We start from the raw sequence: 16,922 nt of genomic DNA on the forward strand, positions 1-16,922 counted from the left end.
CTCCGAACGTCACGGGCCGCGCGAGAGGCAAAAAGACACCCTCTCGATGGGCGCGGGGGCAACTAGCACGTGGCGAAGGGAACGGGAAGGCCCCTTTTGTTCGCCGGAGGCAGGCCCACCAGCGTCCGGCAAAAAGGGGGCAAAGGACCAGGGTTCGCGCCCGCCCTTTCCCGAAAAAAGTGCGTCGGGTCCGAGGTCGGCCCCGACGGAACACCCCGCGAACGCAAGGGCTCGCGTGGACGAACCCGCTCGGTCGCGCGCTCCGTCGTCAGAGCGTCCAGTCCTCGACGCGCAGGTGCGGATAGATGCGGAACGCAGCGGGCCTGCGGGTCACGAGTGTGAAGTCGTGCGTGACGGCGATGGCCGCGATCATGACGTCGTCGGTGTCGACGTCGGGCGCCACGGTCGTGCGGAGCTTGGCGAAGGACTGCGCCGCAAGCGTGTCGAAGGGCGCGACCTTCACTGCCGCGACGAGGCGGATGACGTCCTGCATGAGCTTCGGGTGCCGCGTGCGGCGCGCGGCGATCAGGATCTGGCTGACCGTGATCGACGTCGTCCAGCGCTCCGAGGTCGGCACGCCGGAGAGGCGCTTGACGAGCAGGCGCGAAGGGACCGTACGGAGAACCTCGGCCAGCGTGGCCGTATCGAAGAGGTAACCCACGCGCGCTAGCCCCGACGCCAGAGCCCGGTCTGCGAGATGTCGATGAGGAGCGAGTCGACGAACTCGTCATGGCGACACGTGCCGCACAAGGAGAGCAGTGGGTCGACGCCGTCGACCGCAGGATCGGGCGGATCGATCTTGTCGAGATCGCTCATCGGGACGATGGCCGCGATCGGATGCCCCTCGCGCGTGACGAGCGTGCGCGCGCGGACGCGTTCGGCCGCATCGACGGCGTCGAGGCAGTGACCCGGCAGGTCGACGATGGGGATCCCGTACTTCTGCACCACGGCATGATACCTACCGGATCGAGCGTCCGGAGTCACGAGCGCGCATCAGCGGAAGAGCTCGGCGAGCAAGCGCGAGAGCTCACCGAGGCCCGCTTCGATCGCAGCCTCGGGGCACGTCGGATCCCGCGGGAGGACGGTGTGCTCCTCACGCAAGGCGAGCGCGGCGCGCGGGTTCTGGAACCAGTCCTCGTCGAAGCGTTCGAGGAGCGCGCGGCGATCCGACAGGGCGAGGAGCGCACCCGCGAGGCGCGTCGGATCCTGCGGATCGGAAGCAGGAAGGACGAACGCGAGTCCACCGGGGATCGAAGCGCCGAGGGCGCGATCCGTGAGCTCTTCGAAGCGCTCGCGCCGGGCGCGGTGCGGCATGGTGACCGTGCCACGAAGGAGGACGCGGGCAGCGTCGAGGCGAAGCGAGAGGAGGAGCGCGCGGGCGACGTCTTGTGCTTGCGCACGCGCACGCGAGCGGCCGAGGCCGAGCGAGCGCACGCCGAACGTGGGGTCGGCAGGCAAGGCGCCGAAGAGCGCGGCCCTGCGCGCGCGACGAAGATCAAACGGGGGACGCGCGAAGACGAAGGGCGCCGCGCGCGGGACGTCGGCCTCGGCGAAGGCTTCACCAAAGCGAGCGAGCGCGCGCACGAAGGAGGTCGCGCCGAGCAGGCGCGGGAGCGTGAACGGCGGGATCGAGAGGCCGTCGAGGAGGCCCGTCTTGCCGAAGAGCTCCTGGAACCAGCGCGGCGAGAGGCGCGCAGGCCAGCCCTCGCCGGCGTCACGCGCGAGCATCACGGCGAGCGCGTCGTCCCAGCGCAGCGCGCGCTTCGGCATGAGCTCGGCCGTCACGTCGAGCAGGCGCTCGGCGATCCGCGCGAGTGAGGCCGCGGGCTTCACGGGGATCTCGAGGGCATCGACGTCTTCGATCCCGAGGCGGCGGAACGCCTCGGCGCGGCGCTCCTCATGAACGAGCGCGGCGTCGGAGAGATCGCCCGCGCCACGCGTGAGCGCATCGGCGAGGACGTGGCGCCGCGCGGGGACAGTCTCGTCGAGCAGACGTGCGAGCGTGACGCGCGGGCTCACGCCCTCGGGCGCGGGACCTTCGATCTCGATCGTGGGCGCGTGCCACGCCTCGGCGAGGCGCACGCGCTCGACCCAGGTGACGCGTGTGATCGTGAGCGCTGCGACGTGCGCGTGCGCGGCGGCGAGGATCGGATCCTTCGCGCCCCGCTCACCGAGCTCGATCCACATCGAGCGTGTGCTCACCGCGCGGAAGACTTCGAGCACGTTGCCACGCGCGGCGGGTCCCTCGACACGGAAGGCGCGCTCCTTCTGGCGGAGCTCGCCCGTGGCGCGCGCGATCAGACGATCGATCTCATGCGGAGGCAGATCCATGGCGTCACCCGTGCACAGTGGGCTCTTTGCCGAGCACCTCGACGAGCCTCCCCTCGGCCCGCGCGATCTCTTCGAGGCGCGCGCGCACGGCGGCAGGATCCGCCTTCACGCTCGTCGCGAGGTCGACGAACGTTCGGTAATGCCGCGCCTCGCAAGCGAAGAGCTCCTCGTAGAACGCGAGCAGCTCGGGCTCGTCGCCGCGCGACCGCAAGGCCTCGCAGAGGAGACGAAACCGCTCGCACGAGCGCGCCTCGATCACGGCGCCGACGAGCAGCCGATCGACGAGCGGATCCTCCGGCGCGCCCTTGCGACCGACGCCGATCGCCTTGCGCAGCTCGGCTGCGTAGACGTCGACCTCGGGCTTGCCGAGTGTGAGACCCCGGCGGGTGAGCTCGTCGAGCACGCCCCGGAAATGACGCAGCTCCTCTTCGGCGAGCTCGACGAGCGCGCGCGCCACCTCCGTCCGCTCGGGCCAGCGCGCCGCCAGCGACAGCGCGTTCGACGCCGCCTTCATCTCGCAGTGCGCGTGATCCCGGAGCAGGGTGGCGAGGTCTGCGAGGGCCAAGGTCGCCCAGGCGGGATCGGTCGGTCGGGTCAGGCAGAGCACGAGGCCCGAACTATGGCACGACGACTCCGGGCGCAAGACGCGGCAGGCGTCCTTCCGTCCGGGATGCGCCCGCGCGTCGGGGCGCTTCGGGTTACTTCTCCCCTTCGCCGCTCGCCGCTTCGCTCGCCGTCCCTTCGCCGCTCACCCGGTTGCGCGTCAGGCCGCTCGACTCGAGGTGATACGTCAGGCCGATGGCAATCATCGTGCTGTTGATCGTGGTCGAGAGCGTCCGACGGACGGAGACCTCAGCGGCGATCTCCTGGCCGATGTAGCCGAAGCCGCCGGAGAGCTGATGGACGCCTGCGCCTTGATCGAAGCGGTAGCCGAGGCGGATCGGGTAATGGTCGCCCGCGAGGTACTCGCCGCCTGCCATGACGCGCGCCGTCGTCTTGTTCCACGAATCGAGATCGGCGACGCCGTCGACCTCGAGCGTGAGGCTCTCCGATCCGTAGCCGAGCGCAGCGCCGATCGTGGTGGGCAGGAGCCCATGGCCCGGGTGCGTGAGGTTCTGCCCGGCGACGCCGAGGTGAACCGACTGCGTGATCTTGATGGTGACCCCAGCGTCGAAGGTCAGCGTATCGACCGACGGCATGCGCTTGCCTGCTGCGTCGACGAGCCCGCCCGACACGGAGCTGTAACGCGCCGCTGCTGCGTCATCGAGCGGACCGAAGCCGTCCTGGATCATGCGCAGGTAGCGACCGCCGATCCCGAGGAAGACACGATCACCGACGGGGTACGCGGCGGCCGCGCGCGCGTCGATGAAGCCGCGATCGACGCCGTCGGGATCGATGATGCCGCCCATGAACGCGAGGCCGCCGGCGATGCGGGTCGACGACGTGATCGAGTCGACGATGGCACCGCCGCCGATGGCGCGTGTCACCTCGGGCGTGAACTGCCCGATCGCCTCGATGTGATAGAGGCGCGTGAGCGCCATGTTCGCGGGGTTCGAGAAGATCGCCGTCGTGCCGTTGCCGACGGCGCGCGTCGCGCCGGCCATGGCGAGGCTCCGCGCCGTCTCGTTCTCCCCGTAGGAGTAGGCGAGCTGTGGGGCGAGGGCGATTTCCTGCGCGTGCACGATCGAAGCCGACGATCCGACCACCAGCGCGGACAGGACCGCGGTGGTGCCTGCTCTGCTCACCGGACGCATGAGGGGGCCTTAGCCACATATCGAGGCCCAGGGCAACTTCTCGGGCCACGCGCGAAAAGGCGGCGGAACCGGTCGCAGCCGTCGCGGGCAAACGCCGGAAATCATGGACAATCTTCCCTCTTGACGGACGGACGCATCTGCCAATGCCCGCCTCTCTCGGGCGTCCGAGGACGCGCCTCCTCCGGACGCCATGGTTTCGGCCCTCGCCGCAACATGACGCCCGGCGGAGCGCGAACGGCGCTACGCGTTGGATCGTCGAACCCGGAAAAACTGCCGTAAAATCATGTGGTTGGGGTATTTGTTTTCGTTGGGGATGGACGCCCGCCCATCCCCGGTGCTACCTCCGGTTCGTCTTCGCCGCGGCCCCTGTGGGGGGCCCGTCGGGACTCGGATTTTTCCTGACGATCGTGAAGGAAGCCTCCCAAGGGCTTACGCAGGGGAGGCTTGATCCTGTATTGTCGTTTTCGCGTTCCGTGATGAACCATTGCGCGAAGCTCGAACAGCCCCCCTGGAAATGGGCGGGTCGCCCACGCGGGCCGACCCCCATCCCCGAGCCGGGCGAGCCCCGAGGTGTCGCCGGGCTGCCGGCCCCTGATCGTGCCCTTCGCGCCCACAGCATGCGTTCCCCTCGGCATGCTGTGGATATCTTGTGGATAACGCGGGGAATTCATCACGGGCTTCGAACTTCCCGCATTGATTCCGCACGATAGCGAGACGAATCGCTGATGCGGGTTGTGGAAAACTTGGGGGCGATCCTGCACGAGGATCGCCACGGCACTGTATTCGCAGCGATTTCTGGGCTGGAATGACCACTTCGAGAGACGAATCGCGAGCGATTTTCGAACGGGCGATCGAGCATACGCGCGGGCTTTCCCCTGCGACGTTCGATCAGTGGTTCGGCGGCGTGCAGTTCGACGACCTCACGGACGGGGTCCTCTCGCTCCGGGTGCAGAACGAGTTCGTTCTCGAGTGGGTCAAGACCAATTTCCTACCCACGATCACCGACAAGATCCGTGAGCTCACCGGCTGGAGCGTCCAGGTCGCCTGGACCATCGACCAGCACCTCGAGGCTCCCATCGCGAACGTCCCGCAGATGCCGCCCGTGCGCCCCCGCTCCCTCGTCGTGCGTAGCTCGACGAATCCGCCGGCCGCGCCCGCATCCCCGAGCGCGCCCGTCGCCGCCGAGCCGCGCGCCCCGGCGTCCGCGCCGACACCGCTACGCAGGCCCGCCCTGCCCGATGATCTGAACCCGAAGCACACCTTCGCGACGTTCGTCGTCGGCCCCTCGAACCAGCTCGCCCACGCGGCTGCGATCGCGGCCGCGGGCGGCGGCGGCAGGCGGTACAACCCGCTCTTCATCTGCGGCGGCACCGGGCTCGGCAAGACCCACCTCGTCCACGCGATCGCGCACCGCGTCCTCGACGAGCGCCCGGGCGCCCGCATCATCTACGTCTCCGCCGAGCGCTTCACGAACGACTTCATCACGGCCATCCAGCACCACCGGATGGACGACTTCCGCGCGAAGTACCGCGTCCACTGCGACCTGCTCCTCGTCGACGACATCCAGTTCCTCGCCGGCCGCGAGCAGACGCAGGAAGAGTTCTTCCACACGTTCAACGCGCTCCACGGCCTCGATCGGCAGATCGTCGTGACGAGCGACAAGTACCCGCAGAACCTCGAGCGCATGGAGGAGCGGCTCGTCTCGCGCTTCTCATGGGGCCTCGTCGCCGACATCCAGGCGCCCGAGCTCGAGACGCGCGTGGCGATCGTGCGCAACAAGGCCGCGCTCGAGGGCATCGTCCTGCCCGACGACGTCGCGCTCTACCTTGCCCAGGTGATCCGCTCGAACGTGCGCGAGCTCGAAGGCACCCTGATCCGCCTCGCCGCCAAGTCCTCGCTCACGGGCCGCCCCGTGGATCTCGCCTTCGCCCGCGCCGAGATCACGGCCGCCACGCCCCGCGCGCAGATCATGAGCGTCGAGGACATCCAGCGCGCGGTCTGCCACCATTTCCACCTTCGCTCGATCGATTTGACCTCCAAGGACCGCCACAAGAGCATCGCCTTCGCGCGGCACGTGGCGATGTACCTGTGCAAGCAGCGGCTCAAGGTCTCGTTCCCCGAGATCGGCCGTGCATTCGGCAACCGCGACCACACGACCGTCATGAGCGCCGTCCGGAAGATCGAGGCCCAGCGCGACACCGACCCGCAGGTCCGCGCCCACCTCGAAGCCCTGGAGCGCAAGCTCGCCGGCGATTCCTGAGCGTCCGGCGGGACACCGCATCCCCGACAGCCCCCCGCGCGTAGACTGGGGCCATGCGCTGGATCACGCCCCTTGCGCTGCTCGTTGCCACGAGCGCCTGCGCCTCCCCTCCCCCTGCGCCCGTCACGACGCCCGCTCCGAAGATCGCGTTGCCTGTCCTCGACGCGGCTCCGAAGGAGACGAGCGCGCCCAAGGAGAGCTTGCTCCTGCCGCTGGGCGATCGGCCTTCGATCCCAGAATGGAACGGCGCGACGGCGTGGCTGAACGTGGATCGGCCGCTGCGTCGCGACGCGCTGCGTGGTCACGTGGTGGTGGTCGACTTCTGGACGAGCTGCTGCATCAACTGCCTGCACACGCTCTCCACGCTGGCCGCGATCGAGCGGCGTTTTGCGAAAGAGCCCGTGCTCGTCGTGGGCGTGCATTCGCCCAAGTTCGACGAAGAGAAAAACGCGGCGCGCCTGCGCGACACGCTGCGTGATCTGGAGATCCTCCACCCCGTCGCCGTCGACGCGAACATGACGATCTGGGACGCGTGGGGCGTGCGCGCGTGGCCCACGGTCGCGCTGATCGACGCGGAAGGAAGGCTCGCGTGGGTGGGCTCAGGCGAGCCGGATCCAGCCGACCTCAGCGGCGCGGTCGAAGAGGCGCTCGCCGAAGGGCGGTCCTCGAACGTGCTCGCAAAGGCGCCGATCGAAGGGCTGCGGCCCGATCGCGGTCCGGCGGGCGTCTTGCGATATCCGGGCAAGGTGCTCGCGCTGCAGAACGGTGGCCTCGCCATCTCCGACACGGGCCATCACCGCATCGTGCTGACGAACGCCGCGGGCACAGTGGAAGCCGTATTCGGATCGGGCGAAGCGGGCGCGACGGACGGAGCTGCGGAGCGCGCGACGTTCCAGCGTCCGCAGGGGCTCACGGAGGTCGGCGCCGATCTCTACGTCGCCGATACGGGTAACCACCTGATCCGCAAGATCGATCGCAACACGCGGCAGGTCACCACGGTCGCCGGCACGGGCGAGCTCGGCGCCGAGCCGCTCGGCTTGCAGGAGCACACCGGGCGAACGGCCCCGCTGCGCTCGCCGTGGGATCTGTTGCACCACAAAGGATCGATCTACGTCGCGCTCGCCGGCTCGCATCAGATCGCGGTCTTCGATCCGAAAATGGGCACGGTGCGCCTCTACGCGGGCAGCGGGCGCGAGGCGCGCGAGGACGGGCCGGCCCAGGCCGCCGCGTTCGCCCAGCCGAGCGCGCTCGCCACCGACGACAAGAGCCTCTTCGTGCTCGACAGCGAAACCTCGAGCGTCCGCGCGATCGACTTCGCGACGGCCGCTGTGCGCACCGTGATCGGTGTCGACCTCTTCGTGTTCGGCGACGTCGACGGCGAGGCCGCAAAGGCGCGGCTGCAGCACCCGATCGGCATGACGTACGGACAAGGCGCGTTGTGGGTCGCCGATTCGTACAACGGCAAGGTCAAGCGCGTGGACCCGGCGAAGGGTACGACGCGCACGGTGCTCACGGGCCTCGCCGAGCCGGCCGGGATCACGGTCGCGGGCAAGGACCTCGTCATCGCCGACACGAACAAGAGCCGCATCGTGCGGCGCGCGATCACCGGCAGCGGCGAGGCCGCGCCCGTGGCCTTCGCGGGCCTCACGCCTCCCAAGGCGCCGTGAAACGTCGGAGCCGTCGAGCTAACCGAGCTTTGCGAGCGCCTCGCGCGCGTCGTCGGCGATGAAGCCGTTGCCATAGGCGTCGGCCATCCGAAGCACGAGCTCGAGCTCGCGCCTCGCCTCGTCCCGCGCGCCGTGCTCGGCGAGGAGCGAGGCCAGAAGCGAGCGGCCTTCGAGCGCATCGGCGTGGTAGCCGCGCGCCTCGGCGTACTTCACGAGCTCGCGGATCCGCACCTCGGCTCCCGGCTTGCCGCTCTGCCCGTCGAGGTACGCGAGGTGGACGCGGTTGAGCGATGCGATGCGCTCGTAGCCCGCCTCCTCGGCGATTTGCAGCGACTCGGTGAGCGTGGCGTAGGCGCGCGGAAAGTCGCCGAGGCGCCGCGTGGTGTCGCCGAGGTTGTGCAAGGACGCAGCCATCTCGGCGCGCAGCCCCGCGGCACGGGCGAGCTCGACCGCGCGCGCCGAGGCCTCAGACGCAGCGCGAAAATCGCGCATGAAGGCGTACACGAGCACGCGCTCCTTCTCGCGCTCGCTCGCGAGCGTGGGATCACCGCTCGGGCTCTTCGCCTCGGCGCGATCGATCGCGAGCAGCGCCGCTGCAGCGACGCCGGTCGCGGCGCGTACGTGAGCGATGGCGAGGAGCGTGCGCGGATCCTCGGCCGGCCCCATGGCTTCGAGCCGATCGGCGGCGCGCGCCGCGCGGGCGAAATCACCACTGCGCGCGCCGAGATCGATCTCGGCGACGAGCGCGCGACGCTGGAGCTCTTCGTTCTGCGCGGCGAGCTTGAACGCGAGGTCGATCTCGACGTACGCCCGATCGAAGCGGTTCACGGCGCCGAGTGCGCGCGCGACATCGACCCGGGCGGCGACGCGCTGCTCGAGCGTGCCCGCCGCATCGATCCGACGCAGCGCCCGCGCGGAAAGATCCTCCAGCGAAGGCGCCGCGCGCACGGGCAGGACCGCGGAGCAGAGCTCGCGCAGCCAGCTCGCGATCTCGGTCGCGGGGCGACGATCGAGATCGGCGAGGTCGATCGCGCGGAGCAGCAGGCGGATGCCGGGTTCGAGCTGGCAGAGGCGCACGCGATGTGAAGCCGCGCGTGCGTAAAACGTGGCAGCGCGGTCGCGATCGCCCGCATGGTAGAGGTGGGTCCCGACGCGCTCGCCGTGCGCCTCGGCGACCTCGTCGCCGAACACGGCGCGGTACGCATCGGCTGCCTTGCCGTGTAGATCACGCCGCGCCTCGTGCGGGATCGTGTCGAGGACGATCTCGCCGTGCATCGGCGACGGGAAGCTCACTTCCGCGGGGCCGGCCGAGCGCAAGAAGCCTCGCGCGACGAGCTCGCCGATCCCTCGATCGACGACGGAAAAACTCTCGCCGAGCAGCGCCGCGAGCACCTGCGTGTGCACCGGATCGCCGAGGATCGCCGCGGCGTTCAGCGCCCCACGCTCGCGCTGCGGCAGGCGGCTCACGCGCGCCTCCATGAGCGTGCGCAGCGCTCGCGGCACCGCGCGCGCGCCGTCGAGCCGCAGGCGGACGCGGCCGTCCTCGACCTCCACGGCGCGCGCGTCCACGAGCTCCTTCAAGAGCTCCTCGATGAAGAGCGGATGCCCCGCGGCGCGCTCGCGGCAGAACGCGGCGAGCTCACGAGGCGCCGCGCGCACGCCGATTCGCTCGGCCACGAGGCGTTCGCTCTCCTCGCCGCCGAGCGGACCGAGCGCGACCACGTGGTGACGCGCGAGCGGCAAAAGCACGCTCGGCGGCGCCGTGCGTGTCGCGAGCAGGAACACCGCGCGGATGGCCGACGCCGCGCCCTCGTTGCGGCTCGCCACGCTCGCGATCGCCTCTGCCGTCGCCGCATCCATCGCCTGCGCGTCGTCCCACGCGAAGCAGTGGATCCGATCCTCGCAGAGCTTGTGCACCATGCGCGTGAACGCCGCGCGCAGCGCCGTGCCCATCCCGCCGACGTGGCGCGAGGGCCGATCGCCGATCCGCGCGCCGAGCTGGCGCAGCACCGCCGACGACTCCTCCTCTTGCAGGCCGAGCGCGCGGAGCCGCGGCAAGGTCGCGAGAATCGCCTGCTCGCCGTCGCCTTCCTGCACGCCGCAGAGCACCTGCAACATCGCCTGCAGCCCGCTCCACGGGAGCTCGGCGCCGCTCGGCGGGCAGCTCGCTGCGTAAAACCCGACCGACCAGTTGCCGCGCCCGAGCCGTCGCTCGATCTCGGCGCAGAGCCGCGTCTTGCCGATGCCCTTCTCGCCGAGGATCGTGATCACCTGCGCGCGCTTGCGCGTCGCGGCCGCGAGGATCTCGCCGATGCGGCGCAGCTCCTCCTGCCTCCCGACGAACTTGCCGCTCGTCCCGATCGGCGGGCGCGCCGAGGTGATCACGCGCCCGCCCTCCGGCACCGAGCCCGCGCCGTCCGGCAGCTCGTCGAAGCCAAACGCCCCGCGCACGATCCGCGCCGCCGGGTGGGAGGCTGCGACCTGCTCCGCGACCGCGCGCGCGAGCCCCTGCGCCTGCGTGACCAGCGTCCCGAGCCGCGCGTCGACGATCGGCACACCGCGCGCATCCACGAGTACGCGCCCCACGTGAACGCCCGCCGATGCCCCCCGACCCTTTTGAGCACGAAGGATCACCAGCGCAGCACGCACGGCCGCCTCCGTGTCGCGACCGTCCGCGTCTTCCAGCCCGAAGAGCGCCACGACCTGCGAGGGCTCCTGCTCCAGGATCACCCCGCCATACCGCGTGATCACCTCGCGCGCGCCCTCCACATCGAACGGCAGCGCCGGAATGCGGCACGTCCCCGCGACCACGAGCACCGTCCCCTCACGCCGCTCGCCCACGGGCTCAAAAAAATTCGCCGTCGCGACGTTCTCTGCCGCGACCTTCAACGACGCCGACGTCGTCGGCACCTCGACCGGCGTCCGCTCCTGCTCTGTGCCTTGCGGATCCCCGAGCACCGAGCCTGCCTCGATCTCGGGTCCCTTCCGCGCATCGTCGTGGAACGGCGCGACGAGCTCGGCGAGATCGTTTGAACCAAAACGATCACCCGTCGCGTAAAAGTATCCGAGGAGCTGCTCGTGTAGCCGGCCCGCGTCGGCCACGCGCTCCTCAGGTCGCCGCGTGAGCAGGCGCCGCACGATCGCCGCGAGCTCTCGTGGTACGTCGGACCGAGCGAGCTCGAGTGGAGGCGCCTCGGCCGCGCGCACGCGCCGGAGCGTCTCGGCGTCGCCCGCGCCGGCGAATGGGTTCGTCCCGGCGACGAGCTCGTAGAGCACCGTGCCGAGCGAGAACAGATCACTCCTGCCGTCGAGCGGCTGCGCGAGCGACTGCTCCGGGCTCATGTACGAGAGTTTTCCGCGGACGCGCAGCACGGATTCGCCCGCATGCTCGTCCTCGCGCATGAAGCCTTTGGCCTTCGCGATGCCGAAGTCCGTGACCTTCACCTCGCCTTCCCAGGACACGAGGATGTTCTGCGGCGAGACGTCGCGGTGCACGATGCCGAGCGGCTTGCCTTGCTCGTCGCGCCTTCGGTGCGCGTGATCGAGCGCCTTCGCCACCTCAGCCGCGACGAACACGGCCATGCCGAACGGCAGCCGCGTCTTCGTCCGGCGAAACCGCGCGAGCAGCGTCGCGAGATCGAGCCCCGCGACGTACTCCATCGCGATGTAGTAACCCGGCGGCTCGCCCTCCTGCTCGACGAAGCCGAGATCGAAGACCTGCACGATGTTCGCGTGCGAGAGGCGCACCGAGAGCTTCGCCTCGTGCACGAACATCTCGAGCAGCTCGGGCTCGCGCGCGAGCTCCGGCAGAATGCGCTTCAGCGCGAGCGTCTTCTCGAAGCCCAAGGCGCCGAAGCTCTTCGCCTTCCAGACTTCGGCCATCCCCCCGGCGCCGAGCCGCTCGAGGAGCACGTAACGCCCGAACTGTCTCTCCAAGTTCGCCCCCCGAGCATGCCCGCGGCGGGAACGAATCCTACCACCTCGCTCGTGTCCGGGGACCCCAAACCAAGCCGAAATCCGCGCTCACGCGGTGCCGGTGCTGTCGCCGTAGATCGCCTCCGAGAGGCGGAAGGCGGCGGCTTCGAGCTTGCCGTATGCGCCCCGCAGATCGCTGCTCGACGCGTCCTCGTCGAGCAGCTTGCGCAGGATCACGCAGCCCTCGCGCACGCCGGAGAGCGTGGCCTCGTCGACGAGCTCGGCGTACGCCTCGAGGGCCTGCTCGGTCGTGTAGAGCAGCGTCTCGGACTGGTTCTTGAGCTCGGCCCGATCACGCCGCTTCGTATCTTCCTCGCGGAATTTTTCGGCCTCGTCGACGAGCCGCTCGACCTGCGATGGCAGAAGCCCGCTCGTCGGCGTGACGCGCACCTTCTGCGCGCGCTTCGTGCCGAGATCCGTGGCCTCGACGTGGACGATCCCATCCTCGTCGATGTGGAAGACGACCTGGATCTTCGGCACACCGCGCGGCGCAGGCGGGATGCCCGAGAGCTCGAAGCGCGCGAGGCTCTGGTTGTCGGCGGCCATCTCGCGCTCGCCCTGCAAGACGTGGATCGGCACGAACGTCTGCCGATCGAGGCTCGTCGTGAAGATCTCGCCGCGCGAGGTGGGGATCGTGGTGTTGCGCGGGATGAGCCTGGTCATGATGCCGCCGCCCGTCTCCACGCCGAGCGAGAGCGGCGTGACGTCGAGCAGGAGGATCTCGTCGGCCTGACCGGAGAGCGCGGCCGCCTGGAGCGCCGCGCCCACGGCCACGACCTCGTCCGGGTTCACGCCCTTGCACGGTTCCTTGCCGAAGAGCTCCTTCACGGCCGCCTGCACCGCCGGCATCCGCGTCATGCCCCCGACGAGCACCACGGTCTGGATCCCGCTTGGCGTGAGTTGCGCGTCCCGCATGACGTCGCGCGAGACCTCGATCGTGCGCTCCACGAGGTCCTGCGTGAGCATCTCGAGCTCGTTGCGCTGCATCGATCGTTCGAGGTGCAGCGGCGCGCCGTCCGGTCCGACCGCGATGAAGGGCAGGTTGAGCTGCGTCTCCAGTGAGGAGCTGAGCTCGTGCTTCGCCTTCTCGGCGGCCTCCTTCAAGCGCTGCATCGCCATCCGGTCCGCGCGCAGATCCACGCCGAATTCGAGCTGGAACTCGCCGACGAGCATGTCCATCAGCCGCCCGTCGAAGTCCTCGCCGCCGAGGTGCGTGTCGCCGCCCGTCGCCTTCACGTTGAAGACGCCGCCGCTGATTTCGAGGATCGAGATGTCGAACGTGCCGCCGCCGAGGTCGTAGACCACGATCGTCTCGGCGCCCGTGGCCTTCTTGTCGAGCCCGTACGCGAGCGCCGCCGCCGTGGGCTCGTTGATGATGCGGCGCACTTCGAGGCCCGCGATCTTGCCCGCGTCTTTCGTCGCCTGCCGCTGCGCGTCGTCGAAGTACGCGGGGACCGTGATCACCGCCTCGGTGACCGGCTCGCCGAGGAACCGCTCGGCGGTCTCCTTCATTTGCGCGAGGATCATCGAGCTGACCTCGGGCGGCGAATGCGCCTTGCCGCGCAGATCGACCCACGCGTCGCCGTTCGGCGCGCGTACGATCGGGTACGGCACGAGCGAGATCGCCCGCTCGACGTCGGGCGTGTCGAGCTTGCGCCCCATCAAGCGTTTGACCGCGTAGACCGTGCTCTGCGGGTTCGTCACGGCTTGCCTTCGGGCTACCTGCCCGACGAGCCGCTCGCCGCTCGCGACGATCGCGACGACCGAAGGCGTCGTCCGCGCGCCCTCGGCGTTGGGGATCACCTTGACGTCGTTCGCCGACGAAGCCGACGCCACGTCGACGACGGCCACGCACGAGTTGGTGGTCCCGAGGTCGATGCCGACGATCCTTCCCATGGCGAGGGCGAGGATATCAAAGACGCGGCGAACGATGGTCCTCGGTGGACCACGCCGCCGGGTTTTGCGTGGCGTCCGCGGGAGATCAGCTCGCCGCGGCCGCGCTGCCGCCGGGCGGGCCCTTCGAGACGACGACCATCGCCGGACGGACGAGGTAGTCCCCCATGCGATAGCCGGGCTGCACTTCGTACAGGACCACGCCGGCCGGATGCTCGGGCGATTCGAGGTGCTGGATGGCCTCGTGTTGCGCGGGATCGAAGGGCTGGCCGACCGCAACGACGCGCTGGATCCCCATCTTCTCCAGCGTGTCGAGGAACTGCTTCAGCACCATCCGCAGGCCCTCGGCCACGGCCTTGCCGTCGGCGGAGCCCTCGGCGTGCACGAGCGCACGCTCGAAATTGTCGAAGACGGGAAGGAGCTCCTTCACGGTGGTCTCCCGGCCCCGCCGCTGGGCGTCGTCGACCTCACGCCGCGAGCGCTTGCGGAAATTGTCGAAATCGGCCGCGGTGCGGAGGAGCTGATCACGCGTCCGTGCGGCCTCGGCCAGGGCGTCCGCGAGGCGCTGCTCCACCGTGGGCGTCGGAGGAGCCGAGGGCTCCGCCGCGGCCGACGGCTGCTCGCCGTTCGTCGCTTCGCCGTTTTGAGCGTTCGGATCCTGGGCGGACTTCGTCGTGGACTCGGCTTCGGACATGGGTGCCGGCCACTATAACCTCCAAAGATCGACTGGCAACGGGCGCCCCCCACCTGGCGACCCGAGCGAGCCACGCCGCGAGGGCGCGTGGCATTTGCCCCGGCGGGGCGACCGGCGTAGATCGCCTCGCATGACCCTCGCCCCCGCCTACGGAGCCGAGAGCCCCATCGCCGAGCTGCTCGAACCCGAAGACCTCCTTCCCCTCGCCGAGCGCAGGCTCGTGGGCAATTACCGCCAGGCCCCGTTCGTCCTCGATCGAGGCAAGGGCTCCGAGGTCTGGGACACCGAGGGCCGTCGTTACCTCGACTTCTGCGCCGGTGTCGCGGTCTGCTCGCTCGGCCACGCGCACCCGCGCCTCGTCGCCGCGATCGCCGAGCAGGCCGCGCGGCTGATGCACGTCTCGAACTACTTCTACAACGCCGAGAACGCGCGCCTCGCCGACGAGCTTTGCAAGAGGAGCGGCATGGACCGCGCCTTCTTCTGCAACTCGGGCGCCGAGGCGAACGAGGCGATGCTCAAGCTCGCGCGCCGCTGGTTCTTCACGAAAGGCGAGCCCGATCGCTACCGCATCATCGCCTTCGACAACGCCTTCCACGGCCGCACGATGGGCGCTGTCGCGCTCACCGGGACGCCGAAATACCGCGAAGGGTTCGGCCCGCCGCTCGCCGGCGTGACGCACGTGCCCTACGGGGATCTCGACGCCGTGAAGGCCGCCATGGGCCCGGACGTCGCGGCGATCTTCGTCGAGCCCGTGCAGGGCGAAGGCGGCGTGATCCCGCCCCCGAAAGGCTTCCTCCCCGGCCTGCGTAGCCTCTGCGACGAGCACGGCGCGCTGCTCTGCCTCGACGAAGTGCAGACCGGCATCGGCCGCACGGGCGCTTTCCTCGGCGCGCAGCACGACGGCGTCGAAGGCGACGTGATCGCGCTCGCCAAGGGTCTCGGTGGCGGATTTCCGATCGGCGCGCTCCTCATCAAAGAGCGCCTGAACGGCGTGCTCTCGCCAGGCACGCACGGCTCGACGTTCGGCGGAAACCCGCTCGCGTCGCGGGCCGCGCGCACCGTGCTCGCCGTCCTCGACGAGGAGAAGCTCATCGAAGGCGCCGTCACCAAGGGCCAGCGCCTCGCCGAGGGCCTCGCGGCGCTCGTGAAGGAGCACCCCACGCTCTGCGTCGGACAACGCGGCCGCGGCCTCTTGCAAGGCCTCACGCTCGCGCAAGGCGTCGACACGCGCGCCATCCTCGGCCGCGCCCGCGCCCACGGCCTGCTCCTCACGGTCGCCGGCGCGAGCACGCTCCGCTACACGCCTCCGCTCGTCGTGCGCGAGGCCGAGATCGACGAAGCCCTCACCATCACGAGCCGTGCGCTCCTGGAGATGAAGCCGTGAAGCGTGATCTTTTGCGACTCGCAGACCTCGGGGACGACGGCATCGTCGCCATGCTGGATCGTTCGGCCTTCTACGCCCGCATGCGCGGCAAGACCGACCACCCGCGGCCGCTCTCCGGCCACGCCATCGCCCTCCTCTTCGACAAGCCCTCGACCCGCACGCGGCTCTCGCTCGAGGTCGCGACCTTCGAGCTCGGCGGCCACCCGCTCATCGTCACGCCCGACTCCACACAGATGAGTCGCGGTGAGCCCACCGAGGACACCGCACGCGTGCTCGGCCGCATGGTCTCCGCCGTCACGTACCGCACGAACACCACGGCGCGCTTCGAAGCCATGGCCCGCGCCTGCCGCGCGCCCGTGTTGAACGCGCTCACCGACGACGCGCACCCGATGCAGGTCCTCGCCGATCTTCACACGACGCGCGAGGCACGCGGTCGGCTCGAAGGCCTGCGCATCTGCTGGGTCGGCGACGCGAGCAACGTGGCGCGCTCGTGGATCGAGGCCGCGGGCCTGCTCAAGCTCGACATGACGCTCGCGACGCCGCCCGCCTTCGCTCCGCCCTTGCCCGAGGTCGAGGAAGCGCGCGCCCGCGGCGGTCGCATCACGATCACGACCGACGCACAAGAGGCCGCGAAGGACGCCGATGTCCTGCTCACGGACGTATGGGTCAGCATGGGGCAAGAGGCCGAGCGCGACTACCGCATCGGCGCGCTCTCGCCGTACCGGATCACGCAGGAGCTCGTCTCGCTCGCCTCGCCCGAGGTCGTGGTGCTGCACTGCTTGCCCGCACATCGTGGCGAGGAGATCGACGCCGATGTGCTCGAAGGCCCGCGGAGCTTCGTGTGGGACGCCGTCGAGTCGCGGCTGCACACGAGCAAGGCGCTGCTCGAATGGGCCGCGCTCGGGCCCGGCTTCGGCCCGCCGCCGTTCGCTGTCGGCCGCGGCGGCGCGGCAGGCTGAGGCTC

Annotated in this window: 12 protein-coding genes; 4 read left to right on the plus strand and 8 right to left on the minus strand. The window is 70.0% G+C overall.

Annotated features, from left to right (window positions below):
• Window positions 1–268: 268 nt before the first annotated feature.
• From POL67_RS45910 to POL67_RS45930, 5 genes are all read right to left on the minus strand, one after another.
• A complete protein-coding gene (locus POL67_RS45910) occupies window positions 269–661 on the minus strand; it encodes a PIN domain-containing protein (protein WP_170229043.1) in 393 nt (130 codons plus the stop codon).
• 5 nt (window positions 662–666) lie between these two features.
• Complete coding sequence (locus POL67_RS45915) at window positions 667–945, minus strand: type II toxin-antitoxin system Phd/YefM family antitoxin (RefSeq protein WP_271927835.1); 279 nt, start codon at window positions 943–945, stop codon at window positions 667–669.
• A gap of 48 nt (window positions 946–993) precedes the next feature.
• Complete coding sequence (locus tag POL67_RS45920; protein ID WP_271927837.1) at window positions 994–2,331, minus strand: hypothetical protein; 1,338 nt, start codon at window positions 2,329–2,331, stop codon at window positions 994–996.
• A 4-nt stretch (window positions 2,332–2,335) separates the two neighbouring features.
• Window positions 2,336–2,938, minus strand: coding sequence for a tRNA isopentenyl-2-thiomethyl-A-37 hydroxylase MiaE (gene miaE / locus POL67_RS45925; RefSeq protein WP_271927840.1), 603 nt, complete (start codon window positions 2,936–2,938; stop codon window positions 2,336–2,338).
• Window positions 2,939–3,029: 91 nt separating this feature from the next.
• Window positions 3,030–4,085, minus strand: a complete 1,056-nt coding sequence (locus POL67_RS45930) for a PorV/PorQ family protein (RefSeq protein ID WP_271927843.1) — start codon at window positions 4,083–4,085, stop codon at window positions 3,030–3,032.
• Between the two features lie 805 nt (window positions 4,086–4,890).
• On the opposite strand from POL67_RS45930, the gene dnaA reads away from it, so the two are divergent.
• The gene (gene dnaA / locus POL67_RS45935) at window positions 4,891–6,345 is read left to right on the plus strand and encodes a chromosomal replication initiator protein DnaA (protein WP_271927845.1); all 1,455 of its coding nucleotides are present in this window, start codon (window positions 4,891–4,893) and stop codon (window positions 6,343–6,345) included.
• A gap of 53 nt (window positions 6,346–6,398) precedes the next feature.
• Window positions 6,399–8,012, plus strand: a complete 1,614-nt coding sequence (locus tag POL67_RS45940; protein WP_271927847.1) for a thioredoxin-like domain-containing protein — start codon at window positions 6,399–6,401, stop codon at window positions 8,010–8,012.
• Between the two features lie 18 nt (window positions 8,013–8,030).
• On the opposite strand, the gene POL67_RS45945 is transcribed toward POL67_RS45940, so the two are convergent.
• The 3 genes from POL67_RS45945 to grpE all read right to left on the minus strand — a co-directional run bounded on the left by POL67_RS45945 (window position 8,031) and on the right by grpE (window position 14,574).
• Complete coding sequence (locus tag POL67_RS45945; protein ID WP_271927850.1) at window positions 8,031–11,948, minus strand: serine/threonine-protein kinase; 3,918 nt, start codon at window positions 11,946–11,948, stop codon at window positions 8,031–8,033.
• Between the two features lie 87 nt (window positions 11,949–12,035).
• A complete protein-coding gene (dnaK, locus tag POL67_RS45950) occupies window positions 12,036–13,883 on the minus strand; it encodes a molecular chaperone DnaK (RefSeq protein ID WP_271927853.1) in 1,848 nt (615 codons plus the stop codon).
• 85 nt (window positions 13,884–13,968) lie between these two features.
• On the minus strand, window positions 13,969–14,574 hold the full coding sequence (gene grpE, locus POL67_RS45955; RefSeq protein WP_271927856.1) for a nucleotide exchange factor GrpE: 606 nt from the start codon (window positions 14,572–14,574) through the stop codon (window positions 13,969–13,971).
• 130 nt (window positions 14,575–14,704) lie between these two features.
• Here grpE and POL67_RS45960 point away from each other — a divergent pair, with 130 nt between their 5' ends.
• Together POL67_RS45960 and argF are read left to right on the plus strand one after the other, a co-directional pair.
• A complete protein-coding gene (locus POL67_RS45960) occupies window positions 14,705–15,958 on the plus strand; it encodes an aspartate aminotransferase family protein (protein WP_271927859.1) in 1,254 nt (417 codons plus the stop codon).
• Window positions 15,955–16,917: an ornithine carbamoyltransferase gene (gene argF / locus POL67_RS45965; RefSeq protein ID WP_271927860.1), complete on the plus strand. Its 963-nt coding sequence runs from the start codon at window positions 15,955–15,957 to the stop codon at window positions 16,915–16,917. Before POL67_RS45960 ends, argF begins: the two co-directional genes overlap by 4 nt.
• Window positions 16,918–16,922 lie beyond the last annotated feature (5 nt).

Origin of the sequence: Polyangium mundeleinium (assembly GCF_028369105.1) — a bacterium.
GTDB classification, from domain to species: Bacteria; Myxococcota_A; Polyangia; order Polyangiales; family Polyangiaceae; genus Polyangium; species Polyangium mundeleinium.

What these genes read in the sequence shown, in the direction of transcription:
- POL67_RS45920 (WP_271927837.1), bottom strand. Translation starts at nt 2,331, where the DNA reads ATGGATCTGCCTCCGCATGAGATCGATCGTCTGATCGCGCGCGCCACG.
- POL67_RS45930 (WP_271927843.1), bottom strand. Translation starts at nt 4,085, where the DNA reads ATGCGTCCGGTGAGCAGAGCAGGCACCACCGCGGTCCTGTCCGCGCTG.
- dnaA (WP_271927845.1), top strand. Translation starts at nt 4,891, where the DNA reads ATGACCACTTCGAGAGACGAATCGCGAGCGATTTTCGAACGGGCGATC.
- POL67_RS45940 (WP_271927847.1), top strand. Translation starts at nt 6,399, where the DNA reads ATGCGCTGGATCACGCCCCTTGCGCTGCTCGTTGCCACGAGCGCCTGC.
- dnaK (WP_271927853.1), bottom strand. Translation starts at nt 13,883, where the DNA reads ATGGGAAGGATCGTCGGCATCGACCTCGGGACCACCAACTCGTGCGTG.
- grpE (WP_271927856.1), bottom strand. Translation starts at nt 14,574, where the DNA reads ATGTCCGAAGCCGAGTCCACGACGAAGTCCGCCCAGGATCCGAACGCT.
- POL67_RS45960 (WP_271927859.1), top strand. Translation starts at nt 14,705, where the DNA reads ATGACCCTCGCCCCCGCCTACGGAGCCGAGAGCCCCATCGCCGAGCTG.